The 24,662-nt window shown below is 39.6% G+C and carries 20 protein-coding genes and 1 other RNA gene; 15 read left to right on the forward strand and 6 right to left on the reverse strand.

Annotated elements, in window-relative coordinates; translation table 11 throughout:
- Positions 1 to 6: 6 nt before the first annotated feature.
- On the reverse strand, positions 7 to 1,146 hold the full coding sequence (gene cydB / locus ACZ5WS_RS08510) for a cytochrome d ubiquinol oxidase subunit II (RefSeq protein ID WP_131691336.1): 1,140 nt from the start codon (positions 1,144 to 1,146) through the stop codon (positions 7 to 9).
- The gene (locus tag ACZ5WS_RS08515) at positions 1,143 to 2,726 is read right to left on the reverse strand and encodes a cytochrome ubiquinol oxidase subunit I (RefSeq protein WP_138605028.1); all 1,584 of its coding nucleotides are present in this window, start codon (positions 2,724 to 2,726) and stop codon (positions 1,143 to 1,145) included. The genes cydB and ACZ5WS_RS08515 overlap by 4 nt, the downstream gene beginning before the upstream one ends.
- A gap of 293 nt (positions 2,727 to 3,019) precedes the next feature.
- On the opposite strand from ACZ5WS_RS08515, the gene lpxB reads away from it, so the two are divergent.
- The 6 genes from lpxB to ACZ5WS_RS08545 all read left to right on the forward strand — a co-directional run bounded on the left by lpxB (position 3,020) and on the right by ACZ5WS_RS08545 (position 11,014).
- Complete coding sequence (gene lpxB, locus ACZ5WS_RS08520; RefSeq protein ID WP_464707700.1) at positions 3,020 to 4,177, forward strand: lipid-A-disaccharide synthase; 1,158 nt, start codon at positions 3,020 to 3,022, stop codon at positions 4,175 to 4,177.
- Positions 4,167 to 4,766 carry a ribonuclease HII gene (rnhB, locus tag ACZ5WS_RS08525; RefSeq protein WP_464707704.1) on the forward strand — a complete coding sequence of 200 codons (600 nt, stop codon included), beginning with the start codon at positions 4,167 to 4,169 and terminating at the stop codon, positions 4,764 to 4,766. Before lpxB ends, rnhB begins: the two co-directional genes overlap by 11 nt.
- Positions 4,767 to 4,768: 2 nt before the next feature.
- Positions 4,769 to 8,260 (forward strand): DNA polymerase III subunit alpha, encoded by a 3,492-nt coding sequence (gene dnaE, locus ACZ5WS_RS08530; RefSeq protein ID WP_290170181.1) that lies wholly within the window; start codon positions 4,769 to 4,771, stop codon positions 8,258 to 8,260.
- 16 nt (positions 8,261 to 8,276) lie between these two features.
- The gene (accA, locus tag ACZ5WS_RS08535; protein WP_008110950.1) at positions 8,277 to 9,233 is read left to right on the forward strand and encodes an acetyl-CoA carboxylase carboxyl transferase subunit alpha; all 957 of its coding nucleotides are present in this window, start codon (positions 8,277 to 8,279) and stop codon (positions 9,231 to 9,233) included.
- 132 nt (positions 9,234 to 9,365) lie between these two features.
- Complete coding sequence (gene tilS, locus ACZ5WS_RS08540) at positions 9,366 to 10,676, forward strand: tRNA lysidine(34) synthetase TilS (protein WP_464707714.1); 1,311 nt, start codon at positions 9,366 to 9,368, stop codon at positions 10,674 to 10,676.
- Positions 10,673 to 11,014 (forward strand): hypothetical protein, encoded by a 342-nt coding sequence (locus ACZ5WS_RS08545; protein ID WP_138605024.1) that lies wholly within the window; start codon positions 10,673 to 10,675, stop codon positions 11,012 to 11,014. The genes tilS and ACZ5WS_RS08545 overlap by 4 nt, the downstream gene beginning before the upstream one ends.
- A gap of 57 nt (positions 11,015 to 11,071) precedes the next feature.
- On the opposite strand, the gene ACZ5WS_RS08550 is transcribed toward ACZ5WS_RS08545, so the two are convergent.
- Positions 11,072 to 11,968: a GGDEF domain-containing protein gene (locus ACZ5WS_RS08550; protein ID WP_198523468.1), complete on the reverse strand. Its 897-nt coding sequence runs from the start codon at positions 11,966 to 11,968 to the stop codon at positions 11,072 to 11,074.
- 126 nt (positions 11,969 to 12,094) lie between these two features.
- Between ACZ5WS_RS08550 and ACZ5WS_RS08555 the strand changes: the two genes are divergently transcribed.
- Positions 12,095 to 14,068 (forward strand): monovalent cation:proton antiporter family protein, encoded by a 1,974-nt coding sequence (locus ACZ5WS_RS08555; protein WP_464707719.1) that lies wholly within the window; start codon positions 12,095 to 12,097, stop codon positions 14,066 to 14,068.
- Between the two features lie 10 nt (positions 14,069 to 14,078).
- On the opposite strand, the gene ACZ5WS_RS08560 is transcribed toward ACZ5WS_RS08555, so the two are convergent.
- On the reverse strand, positions 14,079 to 15,224 hold the full coding sequence (locus tag ACZ5WS_RS08560) for a patatin-like phospholipase family protein (RefSeq protein WP_138605021.1): 1,146 nt from the start codon (positions 15,222 to 15,224) through the stop codon (positions 14,079 to 14,081).
- Positions 15,225 to 15,396: 172 nt separating this feature from the next.
- Between ACZ5WS_RS08560 and ACZ5WS_RS08565 the strand changes: the two genes are divergently transcribed.
- From ACZ5WS_RS08565 to ACZ5WS_RS08590, 6 genes are all read left to right on the forward strand, one after another.
- Positions 15,397 to 16,275, forward strand: coding sequence for a DUF3014 domain-containing protein (locus ACZ5WS_RS08565; protein ID WP_464707721.1), 879 nt, complete (start codon positions 15,397 to 15,399; stop codon positions 16,273 to 16,275).
- Positions 16,276 to 16,414: 139 nt separating this feature from the next.
- An RNA gene (gene ffs, locus ACZ5WS_RS08570) (signal recognition particle sRNA small type) lies at positions 16,415 to 16,511 on the forward strand.
- 764 nt (positions 16,512 to 17,275) lie between these two features.
- Positions 17,276 to 17,698, forward strand: a complete 423-nt coding sequence (locus ACZ5WS_RS08575; RefSeq protein ID WP_413402624.1) for a hypothetical protein — start codon at positions 17,276 to 17,278, stop codon at positions 17,696 to 17,698.
- A gap of 497 nt (positions 17,699 to 18,195) precedes the next feature.
- Positions 18,196 to 19,569: an LA2681 family HEPN domain-containing protein gene (locus ACZ5WS_RS08580; RefSeq protein ID WP_464707724.1), complete on the forward strand. Its 1,374-nt coding sequence runs from the start codon at positions 18,196 to 18,198 to the stop codon at positions 19,567 to 19,569.
- A gap of 569 nt (positions 19,570 to 20,138) precedes the next feature.
- Positions 20,139 to 20,300, forward strand: a complete 162-nt coding sequence (locus ACZ5WS_RS08585; protein WP_464707727.1) for a hypothetical protein — start codon at positions 20,139 to 20,141, stop codon at positions 20,298 to 20,300.
- An 18-nt stretch (positions 20,301 to 20,318) separates the two neighbouring features.
- A complete protein-coding gene (locus ACZ5WS_RS08590; protein WP_464707730.1) occupies positions 20,319 to 20,726 on the forward strand; it encodes a hypothetical protein in 408 nt (135 codons plus the stop codon).
- Positions 20,727 to 21,158: 432 nt separating this feature from the next.
- Here ACZ5WS_RS08590 and ACZ5WS_RS08595 read toward each other — a convergent pair whose 3' ends face one another.
- Entirely contained in the window at positions 21,159 to 21,458 is a 300-nt protein-coding gene (locus tag ACZ5WS_RS08595) for a hypothetical protein (protein WP_138605018.1), read from the reverse strand.
- A gap of 53 nt (positions 21,459 to 21,511) precedes the next feature.
- Entirely contained in the window at positions 21,512 to 22,681 is a 1,170-nt protein-coding gene (locus tag ACZ5WS_RS08600) for an acyltransferase family protein (RefSeq protein ID WP_464707735.1), read from the reverse strand.
- Positions 22,682 to 22,831: 150 nt separating this feature from the next.
- On the opposite strand from ACZ5WS_RS08600, the gene ACZ5WS_RS08605 reads away from it, so the two are divergent.
- Entirely contained in the window at positions 22,832 to 23,977 is a 1,146-nt protein-coding gene (locus tag ACZ5WS_RS08605; RefSeq protein WP_464707737.1) for a sensor histidine kinase, read from the forward strand.
- The gene (locus tag ACZ5WS_RS08610; protein WP_138605015.1) at positions 23,955 to 24,569 is read left to right on the forward strand and encodes a response regulator; all 615 of its coding nucleotides are present in this window, start codon (positions 23,955 to 23,957) and stop codon (positions 24,567 to 24,569) included. The genes ACZ5WS_RS08605 and ACZ5WS_RS08610 overlap by 23 nt, the downstream gene beginning before the upstream one ends.
- Positions 24,570 to 24,662: the final 93 nt, after the last annotated feature.

The following is a 24,662-nucleotide window of genomic DNA, read 5'->3' on the forward strand; positions in this document are numbered from 1 at the left end:
GTCTCCTTAATAACTGCCGTGAGGGTTATTTTCAATTTCATCAACGGTCACTCTGCGCCACATTTTCACATAACACCAGGTGGTGTAGGCTAAAATGAGTGGCACAAATATAACCACAGCAATGAACATAACATTGAGTGTTCTGTGGCTCGATACCGCATCCCAAATTGTTAAGCTAATATCAGGGTTATTGCTTGAAGGCATAATAAACGGAAATAACGATACGCCCGCAGTCATAATCACCCCAATTAACATCACACTGGTTGCTAATAATCCCAAAGCGGGCTTATTCAATTTAGAAAACAGGAGTGCACACAGTGCCATCGCAAATGCCAAAATAGGGAAGGTCATTGTCCATGGACGCTCACTGTAGTTATTAAGCCATGCGCCTTGAGCAGTGGTAACTACTTTAGCCAGTGGATCTGCATGGCCTTGGGTGTCACCCATAGAGGCAATTTGATAGCCCGTTAGGTTGGCAACCCACACACCAGCTGCCGCAAATAACACTATAAAGGCAAGTAATGAGTAGCGACCATATTGTCCTGAGCGCTCAGCAACTTGATCAGCGGTTCGCAGTTGTAACCACATGCCCGCATGTGCCACTAACATAGTAATACTAACCAAGCCGGCAATGAGCGCAAACGGATTAAGTAAAGCAAAAAACGACCCTTGATAACTGACTCTTAATAAATTATCGATATGAAACGGCACGCCTAAAAACAAGTTACCAAACGCGACACCAAATACTAGGGCAGGTATGGCACTGCCGGCGAATAAGCCCCAGTCCCAGTTATTACGCCAGCGTTTAGAGTCAACCTTAGAGCGATAATCAAAGCCTAAAGGTCTAAAAAATAATGCAAATAACACCAGCATCATGGCAAAGTAAAAACCAGAAAATGCTGCTGCATACACCATAGGCCATGCTGCAAATAAAGCGCCACCTGCGGTTATAAACCATACTTGGTTACCATCCCAATGGGCGCCAATAGTGTTAATAACGGTGCGGCGTTCTGAATCTGTTTTGCCGACTAAGCGTAGCAACATAGCAACGCCCATATCCATACCATCGGTAATGGCAAAACCAATTAGCAGCACACCAATAATTAACCACCAGAGCATTTTTAATGTTTCATAATCAAAAATCATGATAGTTCTCCTTTAGCAGTCGTGCTGTGATCAGGTAATTCAAAATGGTACTTACCGGTATGCAAAGAGCTTGGACCTTGCTTAATAAATTTAATCATTAACCATGCTTCAACAATCGCCAATCCAGTATAGAAAACAATAAAACCAGTTAAGCTAATTAAAATATCATTTACCGTCAGCGATGACGTTGCTAAAAAGGTCGGTAACACTTCAGAAATAGCCCATGGCTGGCGGCCATATTCAGCCACAATCCAACCAAATTCAATGGCAATCCAAGGCAGAGGAATGCTCAATACCGCCGCCCACAACAACCAACGTTTTTGTTCAATAATACGATGGGCGTTGTAATAAAAAGAAAGGATGAATACGCCAAGCATAATTACACCACAGCCAACCATAATCCTAAATGACCAAAACATAGGACCCACTTTAGGGAAGGAGTCTTTAACGGCTTGTTGTATTTGTGCCTCACTGGCATCTACCACGTTAGGGGTATAACGTTTCAGTAATAGGCCATAGCCTAAATCATCTTTCACGTTATCAAACTTTTCGATATTTGCAGGGGTATCGTCACCTGCGCGAAGTTTTTCTAGGTATTCATAAGCAATCATGCCATTGCGAATACGCTTCTCGTGTTTTTTCTCAAGATCTGAAATACCAATCACTTGTTCATCAAGTGAGCGCGTTGCAATAATACCTAATGCGTAAGGAATTTTAACCGCAGCATGAGTTACTTGCTCTTCAGAGTCAGGAATACCAAGCATGGTAAAAGCTGCGGGGGCTTCTTCGGTATGCCATTCAGCTTCAATGGTCGCGAGTTTTACTTTTTGTACTTCACCGACTTCGTAGCCAGATTCATCACCGAGTAAAATAACACATAAAATAGAGGCTAAACCAAAGCCTGATGCCACCGAGAACGAACGTTTAGCAAATGCCAAATCACGTCCTTTTAATATGTACCAGCTACTAATCCCAAGCACAAACATAGACGCCGCAACATAACCTGCAGACACAGTATGAATAAACTTAACTTGCGCTACAGGGTTAAATACTAGCTCTGCAAAACTAGTCATTTCCATACGCATGGTTTGATAGTTAAACTCTGCCCCGACTGGGTTTTGCATCCACGCATTAGCAACTAAAATCCATAGCGCAGACATATTTGTGCCCAGCGCCATTAAAAATGTTACCCCTAAATGCTGGCGTTTAGAGAGCCTGTCCCAACCTAAAAAGAACATACCCACAAAGGTTGATTCTAAAAAGAAGGCCATTAAGCCTTCAATAGCTAGTGGTGCACCAAATACATCACCCACATAATGAGAGTAATACGACCAGTTAGTACCAAACTCAAATTCCATGGTGAGGCCGGTAGCCACACCAATAGCAAAGTTAATACCAAATAACTTGCCCCAAAACTTAGTCATATCACGATAAATCTCGCGACCGGTCATAACATAAACCGATTCCATAATAACTAAAATCCAGGTCATACCGATTGTTAACGGCACAAATAAAAAATGAAATAGAGCGGTGACAGCAAACTGTAATCGCGATAGATCCACAAAGGTTTCATCTATCATTTTTGGCTCCTTTGGTTGTGATGCAGTGACAGCACAAAGCAATTGTTAATGTTTTTAATAAACTTTCAGTAATTTCTGAAAGTTTGCATCATTATTGGCGTTTGTACGATTTTTGTCAATATGTATATTAGAAAACTTTAATATACTATGACATTACATCAGTCTATAAAATACGCAATCATCAATTAAGAGTAAGCTAGAAAAAGGTGGTGCGTTTTAAGCGTTTAACCTAGCCTTAAAACACGGTAAACTAATCGGTATGAACGCCGGGTTTACTTGTGAAAAAATAGCAAATGAAAAAAGATAAAAAACAACTACGAATTGGTATTGTGGCAGGTGAACTGTCGGGCGATATTTTAGGTGAAGGGCTCATAAAAGCACTTAAAGCGCATTTTCCTGATGCAATCTTTGAAGGTATTGCAGGTCCTAAAATGCAAGCTCAAGGCTGCAAAACGCTGTTTGATATGGATGAACTGTCGGTTATGGGGTTGGTTGAAGTCCTTGGCCGTTTACCGCGCTTGCTAAAAATTCGCAAGCAGTTAGTACAGCACTTTATTGATAATCCTCCTGATGTGTTTATAGGCATTGACGCGCCCGATTTTAATTTACGTGTAGAAAAACCGTTAAAAGATGCGGGTATTAAAACTGTGCAATACGTTAGCCCTTCAGTGTGGGCGTGGCGTGAAAAACGCATTCACACTATAAGTGCAGTCACTAACTTAGTATTGGCTTTATTGCCTTTTGAAAAAGAATTTTACGACAAGCACCAAGTACCGTGTACTTTTGTAGGCCACACATTAGCCGACGACATTGCACTTGAACACGATGATAGCCAAGCCCGCAGCCAATTAGGCTTAAGTGCTGATGACAAGGTGTTAGCGTTATTACCCGGGAGCCGGGGCTCAGAAGTGGGCTTGTTAAGTGAAACTTACATAAAAACAGCGGCTCAGTTGCAAGCACAGAACCCAGCGCTTAAAGTCGTTGTGCCACTGGTGAACGAAAAGCGCAAAGCGCAGTTTATTGCTATTTTAAATGCCACAGCGCCCTCACTTAATGTTAACTTACTGGATGGGCAATCAAATTTAGCCATGCAAGCCGCCGATGCCATATTACTGGCATCAGGTACGGCAACGCTTGAGGGCATGTTATATAAAAAACCAATGGTGGTTGGTTATAAAATTAAACCCATGAGTTATTGGATTTTTAAAACCTTATTTACCTTTAATATTAAATATTTTTCGTTACCTAATTTATTGGCAGACGAAGAGTTAGTGCCAGAGTTTTTGCAAAGCGAATGTAATGTCGCTAATTTAACAGCAGCACTTACCCCTATGCTAAATAGTGACAATAAAGAATTAAAAGCCCGCTTTTTAGCCATACATGAAAAAATTAGATTAGATGCAAGTAAACAAGCTGCAAATGCAGTGGCGGAGTTAATAAATGCAAATTGAACGACCTAATGTAACCCTAATTGCCGGTGTAGATGAAGTGGGTCGTGGACCGCTGGTGGGCGACGTGGTTACTGCCGCTGTTATTTTAAACCCCGCTAAGCCAATCGCAGGCTTGGCCGATTCTAAAAAATTAACGGATAAAAAACGTCAATTATTAGCCACTGAAATAAAAGAAAAAGCACTGTGTTACGCCATTGGCCGTTGTAGCCCCAGTGAAATAGATGAGATAAATATATTACAAGCCACTATGCTTGCTATGAGCCGCGCAGTGGAAGCACTTAGCACCGTGCCTGAATTTGTGTTTGTAGATGGTAACCGCCTGCCTAAATTAGCTATGCCCGCCCAAGCGGTGGTTAAAGGTGATAGCTTAGTCGCTGAAATATCAGCCGCATCTATTTTAGCAAAAGTGGCTCGTGATGATGAAATGATTGAACTTGATGCGCGCTATCCACAATATGGGTTTGCAGGGCATAAGGGGTATCCGACCAAAGCACACTTTGCAGCGCTTGAGCAATACGGCGCTATAGATGAGCATCGTAAGAGCTTTAAACCGGTGCAGCGTGTGCTTGCGCTTTCGGGTAAGGAGTAATTATGCCAGCTCCTGATTTTGTTCACTTACGAGTGCACTCAGACTTTTCGATGGTTGATGGTTTGGCAAAAACCAAACCAATAGTCGCTAAAGCACAAGAGCTTGAAATGCCAGCGCTGGCAATTACCGATCAAATGAACTTTTGTGGTTTAGTGCGTTTTTATGGCGCAGCGCATAACGCAGGTATCAAGCCACTTGTTGGTGCTGATTTTTGGGTACGTAGTCCTGAGTTTCCTGATGAGCCAAGTCGGATAACGTTATTAGCTAAAGATAACACTGGCTATAAAAATATTACTTTATTGATTTCTAAAGCCTACCAACGTGGTCATGTGTTTCATCGCCCAGTGATTGACCGTGAATGGTTAGTTGATTTAAAAGAGGGGCTCATCATACTCTCGGGTGCTAAAGATGGCGATTTAGGAAAAGCATTAATAAAAGGCAACCCCGCTATTGTTGAGTCGGTGGTAAGCTTTTATAAGCAGCACTTTAGCGATCATTATTATATTGAGCTTATTCGTACCAACCGTGCTCAAGAAGAAAATTATTTGCATATGGCAGTGGAGCTTGCAACCACAGAGCAACTGCCTGTAGTGGCTACCAATGAAGTGGTATTTTTAAAGCCAGAAAACTTTGAAGCCCATGAAATTCGGGTGGCTATTTTTGATGGTTATACCCTAGATGATAAACGCCGACCAAAGCGTTTTTCACAAGAGCAATACCTAAAAACGCCAGAGCAAATGGCAGAGCTATTTAGTGATATTCCAGAGGCGTTACAAAATACCGTAGAAATCGCAAAGCGCTGTAATGTAACCGTTCAATTAGGCGAGTATTTCCTACCAGATTACCCCACAGGCTCACTAAAAATTGATGAGTTTTTGGTTAAAGTCTCACAAGATGGACTTGAAGAACGACTGCAATTTTTATTTCCTGATGAACAAGAACGCCAAGAAAAACGCGGCGAATACGATGAGCGTTTAAAGATAGAGCTCGATGTAATTAACCAAATGGGATTTCCTGGTTACTTCTTGATCGTAATGGAATTTATTCAGTGGAGTAAAGATAACAATATTCCTGTAGGTCCAGGGCGTGGTTCAGGTGCGGGCTCCTTAGTAGCTTATGCGCTTAAAATTACCGACCTTGATCCACTAGAGTTCGATTTACTCTTCGAGCGCTTCTTGAATCCAGAACGTGTTTCTATGCCCGACTTTGACGTCGATTTTTGTATGGATAGACGTGATGAAGTAATTGATCACGTATCGGCCTTGTATGGCCGTGATGCGGTATCGCAAATTATTACTTTTGGTACTATGGCGGCCAAAGCGGTTATACGCGATGTAGGCCGGGTACTTGGTCATCCGTATGGATTTGTTGATCGTATTTCTAAGCTTATTCCGGGCGATCCGGGAATGACCTTGGCCAAAGCGTTTGAAGTTGAACCTCGTTTGCAAGAAGCCTACGACGGCGATGAAGAAGTTAAAGACTTAATCGACATGTGTCGTATTCTTGAGGGGTGTACCCGTAATGCCGGTAAACACGCAGGGGGGGTTGTAATATCGCCGACCACGATTACCGATTTTGCTGCGCTCTATTGTGATGATGAAGGCAAGTTTCCGGTTACTCAGTTTGATAAAAACGATGTAGAAACCGCCGGTTTGGTTAAGTTTGACTTTTTAGGCTTACGTACACTGACCATCTTGCAGTGGGCAGTGGATATGACCAATGAACGCTTAAAGCGTGAAGGCAAACAGCCGGTTGATATCAACACCATTCCACTGGATGATAAAAAAAGTATAGAACTACTGCTGCGCGCTGAAACCACCGCCGTATTCCAGCTAGAATCACGCGGCATGAAAGACCTAGTTCGCCGATTAAAGCCCGATTGCTTCGAAGATATGATAGCCCTTGTTGCTTTGTTCCGTCCAGGTCCACTGCAATCAGGCATGGTAGATAACTTCATCGACCGAAAGCTCGGCAGAGAAGAAATTTCATACCCCGATGCGCAGTATCAACACGAAAGTTTAAAGCCGATTCTTGAGCCGACTTACGGCATTATTTTATATCAAGAACAAGTTATGCAAATAGCGCAGGTGCTGGCCGGTTATACACTAGGCGGCGCCGATATGTTACGTCGTGCCATGGGTAAGAAAAAGCCCGAAGAAATGGCAAAACAGCGCTCAACCTTTGAAGAGGGCGCGCGTAATAATGGCATTGATGGCGAGCTTGCGATAAAAATATTCGACTTGGTTGAAAAGTTCGCGGGTTATGGTTTTAACAAATCTCACTCAGCAGCTTATGCATTGGTATCGTATCAAACGCTGTGGATGAAAACCCATTATCCGGCCGAGTTTATGGCTGCGGTAATGTCGGCCGATATGGATAACACCGACAAAATAGTAACGCTGGTGGATGAGTGTGAAAACATGAAACTCACTTTGTTACCGCCCGATGTAAACGCTGGTGAATACAAGTTTACTGTTAATCTTCAAGGTGAAGTTGTTTACGGTATAGGAGCAATTAAAGGCGTGGGTGAAGCCCCCGTTGATGCCATATTGGAAGCGCGAGCGAAAGGTGGCCCATTTAAGGATTTATTTGATTTTTGTGCGCGTGTTGATTTAAAACGCTTAAATAAACGTGTCACCGAAAAATTAATTTATGCAGGTGCATTGGATCAGCTAGGACCAGAAAAAAACCAACCAGGGCGAGCAACGCTGTTGGCAAGTTTAAAAGATGCAATGCGCGCAGCCGATCAACACAACAAAGCTGAGCTGTTAGGGCAAAGTGATTTGTTTGGGTTACTGGCCACAGAGCCTGACGAAGTAGAGCAAGCGTTTATTAAAGCCACACCACTTACAGATAATCAGTGGCTTGATGGCGAAAAAGATACCTTAGGCCTTTATTTAACTGGCCATCCTATAAACCAGTATCGACGAGAGCTTGGCCATTATACTAGTGGCCGACTCATTGATTTGCAGCCCACTAACCGTGATGTAGTCTCAACTGGGGCGGGCTTGGTGATTGCCGCGAGAACCTTAATTAATAAAAAAGGAAACCGCTGGGGCTTGATAACTTTAGATGACAAAAGCGCCCGAATTGATGTACGCTTGTTTCCAGAACAGTTTGAAATGTACCAAGATATGTTGCAAATCAATAATATTTTGGTGATATCCGGACAGGTCAGCTTTGATAACTTCTCTGGTGGTATTACAATGACCGCCAGAGAAATAAACACCATTGCTCAGGCGCGTGAAAAGCGTATAAAAGCGATTAAGATGACGCTGAATATGGTGCAGATCGAGGCTGGTTTCTTCGATAAATTACAAAAAGTACTCGAACCATACAAAATGGGAACGTGTCCGATCAAGGTATATTATCAACGCCCCGATGCGTTGGTGCAATTAACCCTAGGGATCGAATGGTGTGTTACGCCAAGTGACGACTTAATCCATAAGTTATCGCTGATGGCAGCGCAAAATGTAGAACTAGAATTTAACTAATTAGGTAGTTTAGAGCATGAGCCTCAATTATCTTGATTTTGAGCTTCCAATCGCAGAATTAGAAGCAAAAATTGAAGAATTACAAAATGTAAGCCGCGCTGGCGAATTAGACCTTGGATTAGAAGAGGAAGTCAGCAAACTTAAAGAAAAGAGCGCACAAATGAAGGAGAAAATTTTCTCTGAACTTGGTGCTTGGCAAGTATCACAGCTAGCACGTCATCCGCTGCGTCCTTATACTCGAGATTATATCGAGCGTATTTTTACGGAATTTGACGAGTTTGCGGGTGATCGTACTTTTGCTAACGACCCTGCAATTTTAGGCGGCGTTGCTCGTTTAGATGGTGAACCTGTTATGGTGATCGGTCAGCAAAAAGGCCGTGGTACTGCTGAAAAAATTAAACGTAATTTTGGCATGCCAAAACCAGAAGGTTACCGTAAAGCATTGCGCTTAATGGAAATGGCTGAGCGTTTTAAAATGCCAATCATGACCTTTATCGACACCCCAGGTGCATACCCAGGTGTTGGCGCAGAAGAACGTGGTCAGTCAGAAGCAATTGCACGTAACCTAAAAGTAATGGCCGCACTAAAAGTACCTACAATTTGTACTGTTATTGGTGAAGGTGGTTCAGGTGGTGCATTAGCGATTGGTGTAGGCGACAGAGTAAACATGCTGCAATACAGCACTTACTCAGTTATTTCACCAGAAGGTTGTGCCTCTATTTTATGGAAAAGTGCTGATAAAGCGCCACTTGCAGCAGAAGCAATGGGTGTAACAGCCGAGCGTGTTAAAGAGCTAGATTTAATCAACAACCTAGTTGATGAGCCGCTAGGCGGCGCACACCGTAATTATGATGCCATGGCACGTAATTTAAAAGTTCGCCTTAAGCGCGATTTAGCAGACTTACAAGCGTTATCGCTTGAAGAGATGCTTGATCAACGTTACAAGCGTTTAATGTCGTTTGGTTATTGCTAAACATAGCTAAACATAGCTAAATGTAGCTAAATATAGAAAAAAGCCGCCTATGCGGCTTTTTTTGTTTTAATATACCGTAACGTAGAGCCTTTTTTATTCGGGTTATTAGCAATTCACTCATTGGTTATAATAATGCACACATCACAAATTTATCTGCAGGTACAAAAAGCCCTTAATCATTATATAGAAAACGGGCAATTCACATTTACTGTGGCCTTATCTGGTGGCGTAGATTCGGTGGTGTTGTTGCAGATAATGCATGGGTTAAAAGAGCAGTGGCCACAATTAAATTTAAGTGCAATTTATGTAAATCATGGCTTAAGTGATAACGCCCATCACTGGCAGCAATTTTGCCAAGCACGTTGTGAGCAACTTTCAATTTATTTTAAAGCGGCACACGTCATAATTAAGCAGCAATCGCGCACCAGTATTGAAGCGCAGGCTCGCGAAGCTCGTTATCAAGCGCTTGACGAATACAGCCCAAGTGATAGTGTCATTTTGTTAGGCCAGCATTTAAACGACCAAGTAGAGACATTTTTACTTCGTTTAAAGCGCGGCTCAGGCTTAAAAGGGCTCGGCGCTATGCAGAAAACTCGCATACTTAAAAGTGGCCGTGAGTGCTATAGGCCATTATTGGCGGTAAAACGCAGCGAGATAGAAGCGTTTGCCCAGCAATTTAATATTAGCCATATTACCGATGAATCCAACGCTAATGAGCACTTTGACCGTAATTTTTTGCGCCAACAAATAGTGCCTAAGTTGGCAGAGCGTTTTACTGGTTTTGAGCAGTGTACAGCACGAAGTATTGAATTATTACAGCAGCAGCAAGCACTACTGGATGAGTATACCCAGCAAGATCTCGCTCAGTGCATTAATCAACATCAGGCGCTTAATATACAAAATATGGCTCATTACAGCGCTATTCGCATTGCTAATGTATTACGCGCGTGGCTGGCATTATTTAGCCACACTATGCCCTCACAAAAGCAATTAACACAAATAATGAGCCAAGCCATTCATGCACAAGCTGATGCACAAATAAAAATTGAGCTAAGTGATGGGCAAATACGTCGCCATCAAGGTTTACTTTATTTTGTGCAACCAAAGCCATTAGCCGTTAATATTGAGCAGGTAATAAGTAATGAGCTGGTTTTGAGTGACGGAAAAAAATTATCATGTCAGCAAGGAGTGGGTATACGAGCCCCTAAAACGGATGAACAAGTTAGTGTGCGCTTTAACTGCAATAGTGCGCGTATTAAACCACTCAAAAAACCAGGTAGTAATACGCTTAAACATTGGTTTAAAGATGCAAAAGTAGCGCCTTGGCTACGTGCTGATATTCCATTAATTTTTTACAACGATGAGCTAGTGCAAGTGGTTGGTTATTTTGTTAGTGATAACCATAAAGATGAACATGGTGTAATTTGGGAGTATAAATTATGAGTCAACAAGCTCATGTTGGGCTGTCGCTTATCAATAAGGCACCCATTGGCATATTAATTACGCTATTGATTGCAGTTTTAGCGAATGTATTTTTAACCCTTAGTATTACTACCCTCGGCTACGCTGTATTGGGTGGCATGGTATGTGCCGCCATTTTACTTGCCTACTGGTTGGGTAAAGGGGGCGTGTTTTTCATTTTAGGAGTGAGTACGCCTTTACTGTTGGTGCTTTTTACACCGCTTGCAACAATTGCCGCACTACTTAATTTACTCAGTGGCTTCTTTTTTGGCTTTTGCGTCATGCTACTAATTTACAAATACTTTATATTAAAAAAGTAGCGTAAAAAAGCCCAGCGGGGGAGGCTGAGCTTTTCTAATATTTTGCTCTTTTATTGCTTAGTAAGCTTTTGCGCAGTTTCGCCCAGATGCCTTTGCTTTATATAAGCCCTTATCCGCACGAGAAAATATCTCATTTTGGCAATCATCACTGTTAGTTAGGGTAAAACCAATACTGGTTGTTACATTGTACTTAGACATAATCGGTGAGTTTCTTACTAAACGCATAATACGTTCAGCAATCACTTTATTGGTGGTAAAAGCGGGGTCCTCAATTAGTATTGAAAACTCATCGCCGCCAAAACGAAATACCGAATCTGTGCCTCTAATACTACTAGATAAAACTGTGGCAAATTCTATTAAAACGTCATCGCCAATTTTATGACCATAGTTATCATTTACTTGTTTAAAATTATCTAAATCAAGCAGCATTAAACTAAATGGATGGCCGTTACGTCTATGATTTTCAAGCTTTTGTTGTAACATGTCATTAAATTGACTACGGTTGTTTAACCCCGTTAAAGAGTCTTTAGTTGCTAGCTTTAATACACGGCTGTACATTATTGCATTTCGCAGTGGATATATTAATACGCTGTGAAAGTGCTGCAGCTTTTTTTCAATAGCCGCACTAAGCGGATATTTGGTGTAATAAGTGAGTGTGCCTAAATGCTCATTTTCCACTTTTAGATCAAATGAGTAGGCTGGGTTTTCAACATCACTATTAGGTGTTTTTACATCAATATGAGCTGATTGAAAGTGCACCCCAGAAAAATTAAGCAGTTGTTTTGCAAAGCTTGCAAATGTACCTAAAATATCTTCCAGCACTAGGCTAGTTTGCAGTTTGGCCGCCAGCTCATGTAGTGCTGTTGGTGTATTGCTATTGTATTGCTCCGCTGAGAACGGCAAAAATTCACCGCGTCCAGAGATACGTTGTGTCAAAATATGAACGTTTTCCACTATTTATTCCCCCTATAGTATTACTTTTTATAAATAAGCAGATTGCGTGCCATATTTTTATTCTGGCTGAAAGTTATGCGGTTGCTATAGTTAAGTCACACTCCATAGATTGTTTTAAGGTTTGCGTTGCAAAGTATTAATGCTCAGATTTTTGGACTTTTAGTCGCTGCGGTTTTATTTGTATGGATATTTAAGCGCATAGGGCTTCCCCCTGTATTGGCATACTTGGCTGTGGGTTTATTCGCGGGTGGTCATGGTGTCGGCTGGATGACACAAAGCCATGAAATAGACTTTATTGCAGAGCTAGGTATTGTATTTTTGCTATTTAGCCTAGGTTTGGAGTTTTCAGTATCGCGCCTAATGGCAATGCGTAACATTGTATTTGGTTTAGGGTCGTTGCAAGTATTTGTTAGTAGTATTTTGCTGATTGTGATTCTGTACTTATTAAATTTTAATTTATTAACCAGTTTTACCATGGGCATTATTATTATGCTTTCCTCTACTGCGGTAGTTGCTAAATTATTAAAAGAGAGCGGCGATTTAAATAAACGCCGAGGGCAATTAGCAATCGGCGTTTTACTATTTCAAGACATTGCCGTTGTACCATTACTGATTATTTTACCATTATTTGCCAGCAGTGATTCTAATGATATTGGCTGGGCATTATTGTTTGCACTTTCTAAAGGGACGTTTGTATGCCTTTTGTTATGGGCTATTGGAAAATGGGTTTTACCTAAAGTTTTTAATGAAGTGGCATTAGCAAAAAGTGATGAACTATTCGTGTTAACGACTCTATTAGTTGCTTTGTTTGCGGGTTTACTTACTTATTCATTTGGCTTATCAATGGCATTAGGGGCATTTTTAGCGGGTATGATGCTTGGTGAAAGCCATTACCGCCATCAGCTAGAAGCGGATATTCGCCCGTTTCGTGATATTTTAATGGGTTTATTTTTTGTCACCGTAGGTATGCAGCTAGATATCAGCTTTGTTGTTAATCATGCAGGGATTATTGTTGTTGCCTTACTAGGAATTCTAATCTTAAAAATCGCCGTAGTAACCGTGTCGTCTTTATTTATGGGAGAGCGAAAACAGGACGCATTAGCCTGCGCTATTATGTTATGGCAAATGGGAGAGTTTGGTTTTGTGTTAATCGCACTCGCAGCACAGCATGACTTACTGAGTGTGGAGCAAGTATCATTTTTAATTGCCATGGGCGTAATTTCTATGGCACTCACCCCGTATTTAATCGATAAAACCCCCTTTATTTTAAAGCGACTGGGTATGTTAGAACGCGCTAAGTTTGCCTATGAAGACGAGCCGCAAAGCAGTACGCTTTATAATAATCATGTAGTTATATGTGGATTTTCTCGGGTAGGGCAAACTATTGCTCGCTTTTTATCGCCAGAGGCTATTGATTATGTGGCCATTGAAAGCGATCCCATATTAGTACAAGAAGGAAAAGCGGCGGGTGAACCGTTATTGTTTGGTCACGTTGAGCAAAAAGATATTTTAAAGTGTGCAGGGGTAGAGCGAGCACGCTTAGTGATTATTACCTTTACGGAATTTCAACAAACTCAAATAGTGATTGATGCCATAAAGCAGGTTGCTCCTAGGGTAAAAATACTCATAAGAACCCGTGATGACAGTCAACTAGAGCGTTTAAAAGATTTAGGCGTCACTGAGGTTGTTCCTGAGGCATTAGAGGCAAGCTTAATGCTGGTCTCACATGTGTTGTCTATGTCGGGTGTACCAATGAGCCGAATAGTCCGTCGCGTTAGTAGTGAGAGGCGTAACCGCTATAAGCTATTGCAAAGCTTTTTTGCAGGCGAAAACATCGAAAGCGATACCAATTTGCCCGAACGCTTAGAGTACTTACATGTCATTGCCTTGCCGGATAAAGCATTTGCGGTAAACAAGGCTATTAGTGAGCTTAATTTAGCTAAAAGAAAGGTGCTAATTAAGGCGCTTCGACGTGAAGGCGAGGAGATAGAGATGCCACAGGAGCATACCATATTATACGCAAATGATATTTTAGTATTGCAAGGTAAACCTAGGCGAGTAGAGTATGTTGAGCATTACTTACTTGATGGCATTGAGTAAGAGTGGCTTCTTAGTCTAGCTCTAAAAACTTTCTCATCTCGGGCAGTTGCTTCATACCATCTTCGTATCCAATTTGAATTAAGTGCTGGGTGTAGCGTTTTTCAAATAATAAATAACTGGTTAAACTCGACTGAGAGCGTTTTTTTACCCCTATCATACGCAGTAACACTTTAATTGCCCAAGGCATATCATCATAGTATTGCGCTGCAATTGCATTAAAGTTTTGCGAGGGGTTAATGATAAAGCTGTCTATTTGTTTTAACTCTTGATGCTTTTGCTTATTTGGTAATAACCCCAGTGTACGGTTTACTCTATCTAAGCGTTCTAAATCAGACTGCATGGTGTCGGTAAATACACTGTCGAGTAAGTGACCGGCTACCGCAGAAAGCCCTGGAAAATGCGCAGAGTAACCTGGAGGATGAGGTTCCTTGGGTTGCTCAACACCAATAATAAATATTTTGTTTGCCCCTAAGTGAATAGACGGGCTTAAAGGTGAAAGTTGATGTATTGAACCATCACCAAAATAGTGGTTATAAATATTTACACTAGGGAACACCATAGGAATAGCACTAGAGGCCATTAAATGCTCAACATTGATACGCGTAGCGCGACCCTCGCGCTTTGCTCGTTGCCAAGAATGCTGTGTATTTGACTGAAAAAAAGCAACAGAATCACCAGTAGTATAACTAGATGCTGTAATCGACAGCGCCTCTAAATAGTCACGATGTAAGTTACGTTCAATTCGATGTAAATCAAGAATATCGTTTAATAGTTTTCTAAGTGGCCGATTATTTAACAAACTCGCTGGTGGATGGTTTATATGCTCAGACTGAAAACTAGTTAAAATATTACGAGTAATATGGCCAAACACACTCAGAAAGTCACTTTTGTATACCATAGAGGTGGAAAAGTTTTTCCATACTGTTTCTAGCTTTCTAACGGCTAAATGCATACATGAAGCGTAACACGCTAACGCCGCAGAATTAATTGCGCCAGCAGAGGTTCCATTTATCACTCTAAAGGGCAGTGGGGCAGTTCTGGGCATACTTTGCGCTAATGCTTTTAACACGCCCACTTGGTAAGCCGCTCGGGCACCACCACCGGTAAGTAATAAAGCCACTTTTGGTTTACTAGGATCGACTTGCTTAATTTTCATATTACGTATTTAAACTGTTCACTGTCTTTACTTTATTTATTCACTGTAAGTCTTTAAGCTAGAAGAATCAAAGGATACATTAGCTACATTAATAAATATTAGTGTAAGTTATGAATTAAACCTGTTTAGAGTACTCTAAACAGTATCGCATTTTTATATTTATGGAGTTCGTATGTCAGATAAACCATCAGGATCAGACGTTCAAAAACGTCCGCCGAATAACAACCTTATCTTTGCTGGGGTTATTTTATTAATCATCATTATTGCCGCTGCGTTTGCTTTATTAAAACTAAGTGAAGCTCCAAAAACAGTTATGCAGGTTGAAGAACCAGTAAAAGAACAACCTATTATGGAGCTAAAACCTGAGAACGACCCTGTGGTAGGTGCGCCCTCTGTTAAGCCTGAAAAACCTGCCGAATTAGCCGTTCCAGCTCAGCGCCCAGAAGTTGAGCCTGAAGCTGAAGTTGTGCCTTTACCAGCGTTAAACGACAGCGACCCTGTAGTCATCGCAAAATTAGATGAATATTTGGGGGATGTAGCGATGAGCTTAGTGTTAAATGATGATGTTATTCGTCGTGGCGTGGTATTTATTGATAATTTAGCAAAAGGCAAAGTGGCTACCAAGCATACCCCAGTTGCAAAATTAGAAGAGGGTTTTAGCGTAAACGAAGGGGATATTTTAACAATTGACCCTAATAGCTATGAACGCTATACCCCGTATGTAAAAATACTCACAAGTATGAGTGCAGCTCAAACTGTGCGTTTATACGAAGAGTATAAACCGCTGATCAACAGCGCATACACTGAGATTGGTTATGGTGATGATGAGTTTACTCAAACACTTGAAGATGCCATTGATCTTTTACTTGATACTCCTGAGCCAAAAGGTAGCTTACCATTATTGCGTGATTCAGTGACCTATCAGTATGCGTTTTCAGAATGGGAGCAATTACCCGCTGCGCAAAAGCAACTTTTACGCATGGGCCCAGAGAACATGAAAAAAGTAAAAGCGGCACTACGTAACATAAAAGCTGAGTTAGAGAGCAATTAATAATCGCTTTAACACCCAAATAGACTGCGATTGTATATGAAGTATGCAATCGCACTTTCTTTTTTGATTATCCCTTGAATAACAGAGCAAAAGTAGAGATAATCTCAATCGCGCCAACCAAGGCCCTCAATGGTAGTCTTATTGGTCCTCTCGCAACACTAGCAGGCGAACCTGGTCAGGCCCGGAAGGGAGCAGCCACAGTTTGTGACGTGTGTGCCGAGATGTGGCTGGTAAGACTGCCACCCAAATTCCTCATTTGGGTGCTTATAATTCTTCAAATATTAATCCATGTATTTTAAGTGAGTTTTACTTAAATCTTGTATCAGAATAACTCTTTTCACTTAATGTTTTTATAAAGTAAAGTCAACCGACAGCGTTTTATTTCTTATACAAATACTGAAAGTATAAATTTCATAGAAATTAATGTTAATAATTATGTTTTTTGCTACAAATCAAACATTTCAAGGCACGGTTCCTTCTTTGAATACCTTTTAAAAATTGCTTAATAGAATGGCGCTTACTAATTCAAGAAACAAAATCTATAAGCTCAATTTTATAAATACATTACGTGGCGTGAAAATAAAAAATCATAAGATGCCAGCCAGTGTTATGCTGCTAGAAAATGCTAATTGGGATAGTAAATCATGAAGTTGTTTTCGTTAAAGCCTGAAATATATCGGGTGTTATGTGCGAATAAATTTTAACAGCTCTTTTAGTGGTTAGTTTTTAAAAATCCTCCTTACATAAAAATTAAATAATAAATTTGTAGTAGTCCACATCTCAGTTTGAAAAGAGGATTTTGATTTTATCCAATAGCCGTTCTGAGGCTCTCGCATTTGCTAAAAGTTATATTCTTTTTGTGTAGGGACAATTGATACCAATGACAAATATAAATTATTGCTGACCTTTGATATTAAAAGGTACAACTCAGTTGAATATATGTCATTATTGAATAACGACCATTTAATAATGGAAATTTTAGCCAATAAAGGATTGATGAATGGCTCTTTTACGAATTTTTTTCACTGTTATTTTTGTTATATCTATCTCAGGATGCATCGGTGCAGGTATTGTGTACTCTCATGATGAAGAGGAAAGTGTTTCTTTAACAAAATCTGAAGTAAAAAAACAATTTGGTGAACCTTTAAAAGTAAAATCTGATCAAAAGAAAGAAGTTTGGTATTACGAAGCCACAGACGAAAAGATCAATGGGTTTTTTATTGGGCTTGGTATCCCATTACCGCTATTTATATCTCTAGATGAAAAACTTATAGTTGAGTTTGATGGCGAAACAGCGACGAAATTAATATATAAGAATTCACAGCAAAAAACGGTTGGCGCATATTGCAAGTTTGTACCAGCTCTGCACCATGGTCCAGATACTTGGTCTTGCTATTCGGGTACAAAAACTGGGGGAATCTAAGTTATATCTTTAGTTTATACCAGCTATATTATACATCAAAAAAATTACTAATCTTAGAACCGGATTGGTTGGTTTTGCTCAGTTCTTACAATTATCTCCTAAATACATTGAGCCGAACTTCGGCAAAGAGCTAAAACCCGTCATTGAGATTGGATAAATATCGTCGTTAATAGATTAGTTAAACTGCTCTTTGCGCATATATTCATGAAAGTGAGCGACGCGCGCATATTGTTCTATTTAACTTTACTAAAAGTTTTAGAAAACTTAGTGATAGTAATAGTTTAGGTAATTTGTTAAAACTATATAAAGTAGTAGATAAATTAGCGTTAAATCGGCAGAAATATATGCGATGAGCGCATTTTTCATCCGAAAAACTAATATTGTGTATGAGTAACTCAGATGAATAGTGATTTAGATCTTCTTGGTATAGAGATCGATGCGGCTACGGAAAAAAGGATATAGATGAGCTGACTATATTACTAGAGAAATGTGACTCTATGATAGAGTCTGCTGATTCACACCCAAGACCTATAACTTTTTTCTACAAAGCAAATATTTATAGTTCACTAGCTGCTTTAAAATTTCATGATTCTGAGTATGCTTGGAGCTGGCAACAGAGTGAAAAAACCCTAGAAATATTGAATTTACGAAGAGCGATTTCTGATTCTGAATTTTCTAGTTTGAACCCTTTATTTCAATGTAAAATCTATACAAACCTTGGAAATAGTCTTAATCAATTTGGAAGATTTATAGAAGCAATTAAGGCTTGGGATTCCGCACTAAATTTAATGCCTAATTTTGCTATGGCTTTAGGAAATAAAGGCGTCGGTCTTACCCATTACGCTCGTGCTCTTTATGACTATGGACATGCAGGCGTAATGGTTGCTCATGCTGTTGATGAGCTTAAGGGGGCAATTTCAAAAAATGCGCTATGGGACAGTGGATTACACCACGAAGTCGGAGAGTATTTTCAAGAAAATTATCTTCATGCTGAAAAACATTTAGAAATAATCGAATATAGATTTGGTTTTGATCTAAACCAATGGCCAGTTGGTGATAGCAAAACAGAAATAGAATATCGCACATGGTGTTTAGATAATAATCTTTTTCTATCACCGCTAAATGATGTGACAAAACTTTCTGTTTCTGCTCAAGATGTTCTTCATCTTCCAAGTCACACATACAAAACTGATGAGGAAGCTCGATTTCCAAATTACTTTAATATAATGAAGCAGGAGTATGTTACTGCACGCTTTATGCTCTTTGAGTCGCTTGAGTATTATAGCCAACACACCTCAGACAAAGATGTCCTTTTGATGAACGGTTTTGATGGAGCCCAGTTTAGCTATAGAGTTGAACAGTTAAAAGTAGCTTTTCGTTTGTCATATTCGATATTTGATAAAGTCGCACTTTTCATAAACGATTACTACAGCCTTGAATTAAAAATAAGTGCTGTGAGTTTTAGAAAAATCTGGGGACAAACGAAAAATAAAAAGTTCGAACTTAACTTTTGCTTTAAAGGAAGTAAAAATTTGCCCCTACGAGGGCTTTATTATTTATCTAAAGACCTTTTTGATGATGATTTTGATGAAGTAGCCTTACCAGAAGCTAAAGAGTTAGCGGGCTTAAGGAATCGTATCGAACATAGGTATTTGACCTTGCAAGATTATGAAGCTCCCGTTGAGAATACTGACATTCATTCATATATAAGCATTGATGAGTTTAAGTTGAAAACTTTAAAAATCATGTCAATGGCAAGAGAGGCTCTAGTATATTTGTCTCTCGCTATGCATAGAGAAGAGCAAATAAGGAATACAGAAAATGAAAAGGAATCATTTCCTATACAATCTTCGCCAATCGAACGCTTTTAAAAGTAGTTTTTAAGTGGAATTGACTTAGAAAGAAGCCACAGCATAGGGTTCAAATACTGACTGCACATTGCAGCCAATGAAACTAGTCAGTATTCTTGTGGTGTTGGTTTTAAAGAGCTCGTATATGGTAACTTTATGCCATTATAAGCTTCAATATTATGCCAACTTACACTTCAAACAACATTGGGTGCTTATAATCCTTCAAATATTAATTCATGTAATTTAAGTGATTTTACTTAAATCTTGTATCAGAATAACTCTTTTCACTTAATGTTTTTACAAAGCAAATCCAACCGACAGCGTTTTATTTCTTATACAAATACTGAAAGTATAAATTTCATAGAAATTAATGTTAATAATTATGTTTTTTGCTACAAATCAAACATTTCAAGGCACGGTTTCCTCATTAAATACCTTTTAAAAATTGCTTAATAGAATGGCGCTTACTAATTAAAGAAACAAAATCTATAAGCTCGATTTCATAAATACAATACGTGGCGTGAAATAAAAAATCATAAGATGCCAGCCAGTGTTATGCTGCTAGAAAATGCTAATTAGGATGGTAAATCATGAAGTTGTTCTCGTTAAAGCCCGTTACTAATTCTTACGACATGGTTGAGTGGGACATGCTTTCATTCGCGGAAAAAATACAACCAATGTTGTCATCTAATCAAGATGCTTGCATGTTTCTACTTGATATCCATATGAATAACGACTCTTTATTAGCGTAATGGCCTGAAGGTTATGAGTTGCCTTTTTTACCTAGTTATCTAAAAGATAACTACGATATAAGTATCATAGATGGGTTTATCGCTCTTCGGATGAATGCTTATGAAGCTTTAAAAGATTTATTAGCGCCTTTAGGTGAGTTTATTGAAACAAAAGCTGATGGTGAACCTATTGTAATTTTTAACTTGCGTACATTTGGACTAGAAGATGAAGCAAAATGTGAACGCGAATATTTAGATGGTTATCCTTTAGATTATATCAAGATTGCTTTCATAAATGATGATGTAAAAAATAAGCCTGTTTTTAAGAGTAAATTTACAGGTGGTTCTCGTTTGTATTGTACAGATAAGTTTAAATCTGCTGTAGAAGATAATGGATTAACGGGTGTTTATATTGACGAAGATCTCGATAATATTTTTTCTAATTAAGTTAATTTAGATAAAGAAAACATTATTTAGGCCGCGTTATATAAAACGAAAATCAAAACTACCTTTAAAAACCAACTATTATATTTTAGTAATTTCAATACCCACATGGATGTGGGTCTTTTAATGCCTGAAAAAAACTGGGTGCTATATGCCAATAAACTTTAACAACTTTTCTGGTGGTTGTTTTTTACCAATTTCTCTTACATAAAAATTTAATAACATATTTGTAGTAGCCCATATCTCAGTTTGAAAAGAGGATTTTGATTTTATCTAACAGTCCCTAGTGAGCGAGAAGCAGTCAATCAAAAGCGTTTTTATTAAATCCATGTGTTTACTATATACACAATAAAATAGTGATATATTTTATCGTGCATTATTAGGTACATTAAAACAATAGTTATTTTTGTGGGCTACCAGCGTTTGTGCTTTAAACTATTGGTTAATTAATTTAATCCATTCAATTGGATTCGAGACAATGAATTGATATTTATTACCATCTTTTAATACGATTTCAATTGCATCATGTGTATAAGGCAAAATACCCGAAACTTTACCAGAGCACTTACTCACTTTTACAATTTCACACCGTGCAAACATATAAGGCCCTAACCCAAATTGTGCATTCAACGGCGCAAAATGAATATCGGTGTTGGTAAGCCAAAATTTGCCGTCGGCTTTGATTGCCCCCTGTTGAATCGTGGCGATGGTCGATTTGATTGTTATTGCATGCATAATAGTATTCCTTTATGTAGTGCTACTTTTAAGTCATTAGCAAGTGACGACATTTAAGCTGACTGTATTACCTTTCTCTTGGTTTGCCTACCGTTAAGTAGTGCGCCCAACCACGTATTTTTAACTAATAATAAATAACTTACTTGACCTATAAATAATGTAACCACAACGCTTACTATAAACTTTACTAAAACTGGCCAATTAGTATTAATCAATGGCATCTGAATATAAATCAGCACTGGCACATGTATTAAATAAATCCAATATGATGCATTTGAGATGCTGCGACTGAGCTTACTTTGGTGATTTAAAAAACGATGCCCAAGTAAAAACGTTATGGCGGTTAACAAAATAACACTCAGTCCTTGTGATAAAACATGTAATACATGTAGCTCTCCCGCTGCGGCAAAATACCCCGAAGTTGCGGCGGCAATCACTTCATCTAAGCTTGGCGCGGCTGGTAATAAAGAAAAATAACCAGTCAGCGATATTGCAATACCCAAAATAAGAGGCCATAAGTACTTATGATATGACCAAATGAGCTGCTGTTTTTTATAAAGCCCCACTCCTAACCAATAAAAACTGCCGTAAAAACCATACGACCATAACTGTGGCGTGAGTTTATCAGGAGCAGGAAATGGAATAGATTGCCCCATTAATGAAAACGTTAACACGATGGGAAGTACAACCCACATAAATAAAGGGTGAGCGCTAAGCGCATCGAATTTATTGCCTAATAAGTTAGTTGTTTTCAACAACCAGTGAATTAAGCAAAACTGGAATAAGTTCCACAAAAACCATAAGTGCATAGTGCTAACAACAGGCTCTTTAATAACTTTAAACACAGCAAAAATCGGCGGTATTGGATTAGCTATACCGGCTCCAAAACTCAAGGCATGGTAGTAAACAGCAAAGCTTAACGGTAAAAATACAATAAAAGGCAGTAGAATATGTTTACTGCGATGATGTAAAAAGCGCGCGTTGCTCGATTTATCTATTAAAAGTGCACTGCAAAACCCTGCAATAATAAAAAATAACGGCATCCGAAATAAGTGCAGCGTATGCGTAATATAATCAAATAGACCATGTGTGCTTGGGTCTGCCGTAAACCAAATATTGCGAAAGAACGGACTGTAGGCTAAAGCGGCATGAAATACGATGCCGAGCAATAGCGCGAGGCTGCGTAAATTATCAATGTAGTGTAATCGACTGTCTTTATTCATTAATGTGCCCAACTAACTTTTATTAATCAAGCATAAATGAATGAGGTTTCATGGCACTAGTCACAAAGCTCATAGACCGAGCTATGACAGATGTCACTGTTTTTACAACGCGAGTTCTGCAATAATTGCTAAAAAAATATGGCCACAGTAATGGAATCAACTATACGACATACAACCGATTGGCATTTCTCAACATTGGCATCGTGGCTTGGGGTGACATCGGCGTGTGCCTATTATGCCAACTCAGAATTAGCACTATATTTGCAAATCATAGTAAGTGGTTCCATTTTAGCTATTTTGCTGTATGTGTTAAAACAGCCCAACAAATTTGTTCACGGCGTAGCGCTTGGCTATTTCCTGCTTATTTTGGCAATGATACAACTGAGTTCAACATCCTTAGTTTTTATCCACCTAGTGATGTTTACCGCGGTTTTTAGTCCTCATTTTTCGCTTCCTAAAATACTGGCTTGCGATGTGGCCGCCATGCTGGTGTATGGTTTAACGCATTATGCGCGCTGGGAAAATGGCATTCCTTGGATCACGTTTACAATTTGGTTTTTCTTTTGCTTGATGAATTGGTTTGTTAGCCGGCGTATTGTCGAAAGTTTAAATACACATTACCAATCCCGCCAAAACTACAAAGAGTTAAAAGCCACCCAACACATGATGGGGGCGATGCATGCAGCGCAAGAGCGACAAAACATATCACGCGAGCTCCATGATTCGCTCGGCCATAAGCTTACCGCGCTCAGCATTAATTTAGATTTTGCTAAAAGAGCTGCAAATGAAGCCACCGTTGAAACCCTCTCTCTTTGCCACCAACTTAGCCAAGAAGTATTGGCTGAGGTGCGCGAAATCGTTTCCACTCAGCGCAATGACAAAACGATACTTAAGCAAGCTCTTGAGGCCATTTGCGAACTGACACCTAATTTACACTGTGATCTCCAACTAAGTAAGGAGACAGAGCAGCTCCCGCAAGACTTTGCATTGTGTGTGTTGCGGTTTACCCAAGAGATGATCAGCAACACCCTTAAACATACCCAAGCAAACCATTTTACTTTGCATGTAAATGTCACCCACGTTGGCCAACAGCCGCTGTTAATTGCAAAAGCGTATCACAATCAACCAGAGACCCATTTACCAAAACAAGGGAACGGATTAGCAGGATTAAATGAGCGAATGGCACAATTTGGCGGTGAATTTTCACAACACCTTGAGCAAGAAACACTGATCAATACCATGACACTACCACTAAATTTAGAAGAAAAAAGCCATGATAAAGTGCCTACTAGTTGAAGATCAGACCTTAGTTCGTTTAGGCCTCGCTAATTTACTCAACCTCGATAGCGCCATTAATATCGAAGCCCAAGCTGAAGATGGCTTACAAGCGCTTGCACTATTAGCTGAGCATAGTTTTGACATTGCTTTACTCGATATGAGAATGCCGAATTTAGATGGGCTCGGCGTGCTGCAAAAAATGCGTGAAAAGGGTGATAAAACCCCTGTGCTGATCATTACCACATTTGAAGATTGTGATGTATTAGTCAAAGCCCTTAATCTAGGTGCTCGTGGGTATGTGCTTAAAAACATTGAGCTTGAAGAACTTATTAGCGCTATCAAGCAGGTCGTTGCAGGTGAGCGAGTATTGCAAAGTGCGGTGACTGATTTTTTACTCAAAAAGCAGTTAAGCCCTCAGCTCTGCTTAACAGGCAAAGAACAAACCGTATTGCAGTGTTTGTCTTTAGGCATGTCGAACAAAGTGATTGCCAAAAAATTAGATAACTCTGAGGGGACTATTCGTAATCATGTGTCACAAATCCTTGCTAAGTTAGAGGTAGAAGACCGCACTCAGGCCGTTATAAAAGCCATTAATCAAAACCTAATTTAACACGCGAACAGCATCAAATTCGCACGGAAACACCCCAAACTAACCAAGGTATACCACCAATAAAAAAGAAAGGAATAGCTAAAAACAATTGTT

The sequence above is a fragment of the Pseudoalteromonas sp. 11L1 genome (assembly GCF_055397545.1).

What these genes read in the sequence shown, in the direction of transcription:
- cydB (WP_131691336.1), bottom strand. Translation starts at nt 1,146, where the DNA reads ATGATTTTTGATTATGAAACATTAAAAATGCTCTGGTGGTTAATTATT.
- ACZ5WS_RS08515 (WP_138605028.1), bottom strand. Translation starts at nt 2,726, where the DNA reads ATGATAGATGAAACCTTTGTGGATCTATCGCGATTACAGTTTGCTGTC.
- lpxB (WP_464707700.1), top strand. Translation starts at nt 3,020, where the DNA reads ATGAAAAAAGATAAAAAACAACTACGAATTGGTATTGTGGCAGGTGAA.
- rnhB (WP_464707704.1), top strand. Translation starts at nt 4,167, where the DNA reads ATGCAAATTGAACGACCTAATGTAACCCTAATTGCCGGTGTAGATGAA.
- dnaE (WP_290170181.1), top strand. Translation starts at nt 4,769, where the DNA reads ATGCCAGCTCCTGATTTTGTTCACTTACGAGTGCACTCAGACTTTTCG.
- accA (WP_008110950.1), top strand. Translation starts at nt 8,277, where the DNA reads ATGAGCCTCAATTATCTTGATTTTGAGCTTCCAATCGCAGAATTAGAA.
- tilS (WP_464707714.1), top strand. Translation starts at nt 9,366, where the DNA reads ATGCACACATCACAAATTTATCTGCAGGTACAAAAAGCCCTTAATCAT.
- ACZ5WS_RS08545 (WP_138605024.1), top strand. Translation starts at nt 10,673, where the DNA reads ATGAGTCAACAAGCTCATGTTGGGCTGTCGCTTATCAATAAGGCACCC.
- ACZ5WS_RS08560 (WP_138605021.1), bottom strand. Translation starts at nt 15,224, where the DNA reads ATGAAAATTAAGCAAGTCGATCCTAGTAAACCAAAAGTGGCTTTATTA.
- ACZ5WS_RS08565 (WP_464707721.1), top strand. Translation starts at nt 15,397, where the DNA reads ATGTCAGATAAACCATCAGGATCAGACGTTCAAAAACGTCCGCCGAAT.
- ACZ5WS_RS08575 (WP_413402624.1), top strand. Translation starts at nt 17,276, where the DNA reads ATGGCTCTTTTACGAATTTTTTTCACTGTTATTTTTGTTATATCTATC.
- ACZ5WS_RS08580 (WP_464707724.1), top strand. Translation starts at nt 18,196, where the DNA reads ATGATAGAGTCTGCTGATTCACACCCAAGACCTATAACTTTTTTCTAC.
- ACZ5WS_RS08585 (WP_464707727.1), top strand. Translation starts at nt 20,139, where the DNA reads ATGAAGTTGTTCTCGTTAAAGCCCGTTACTAATTCTTACGACATGGTT.
- ACZ5WS_RS08595 (WP_138605018.1), bottom strand. Translation starts at nt 21,458, where the DNA reads ATGCATGCAATAACAATCAAATCGACCATCGCCACGATTCAACAGGGG.
- ACZ5WS_RS08600 (WP_464707735.1), bottom strand. Translation starts at nt 22,681, where the DNA reads ATGAATAAAGACAGTCGATTACACTACATTGATAATTTACGCAGCCTC.
- ACZ5WS_RS08605 (WP_464707737.1), top strand. Translation starts at nt 22,832, where the DNA reads ATGGAATCAACTATACGACATACAACCGATTGGCATTTCTCAACATTG.
- ACZ5WS_RS08610 (WP_138605015.1), top strand. Translation starts at nt 23,955, where the DNA reads ATGATAAAGTGCCTACTAGTTGAAGATCAGACCTTAGTTCGTTTAGGC.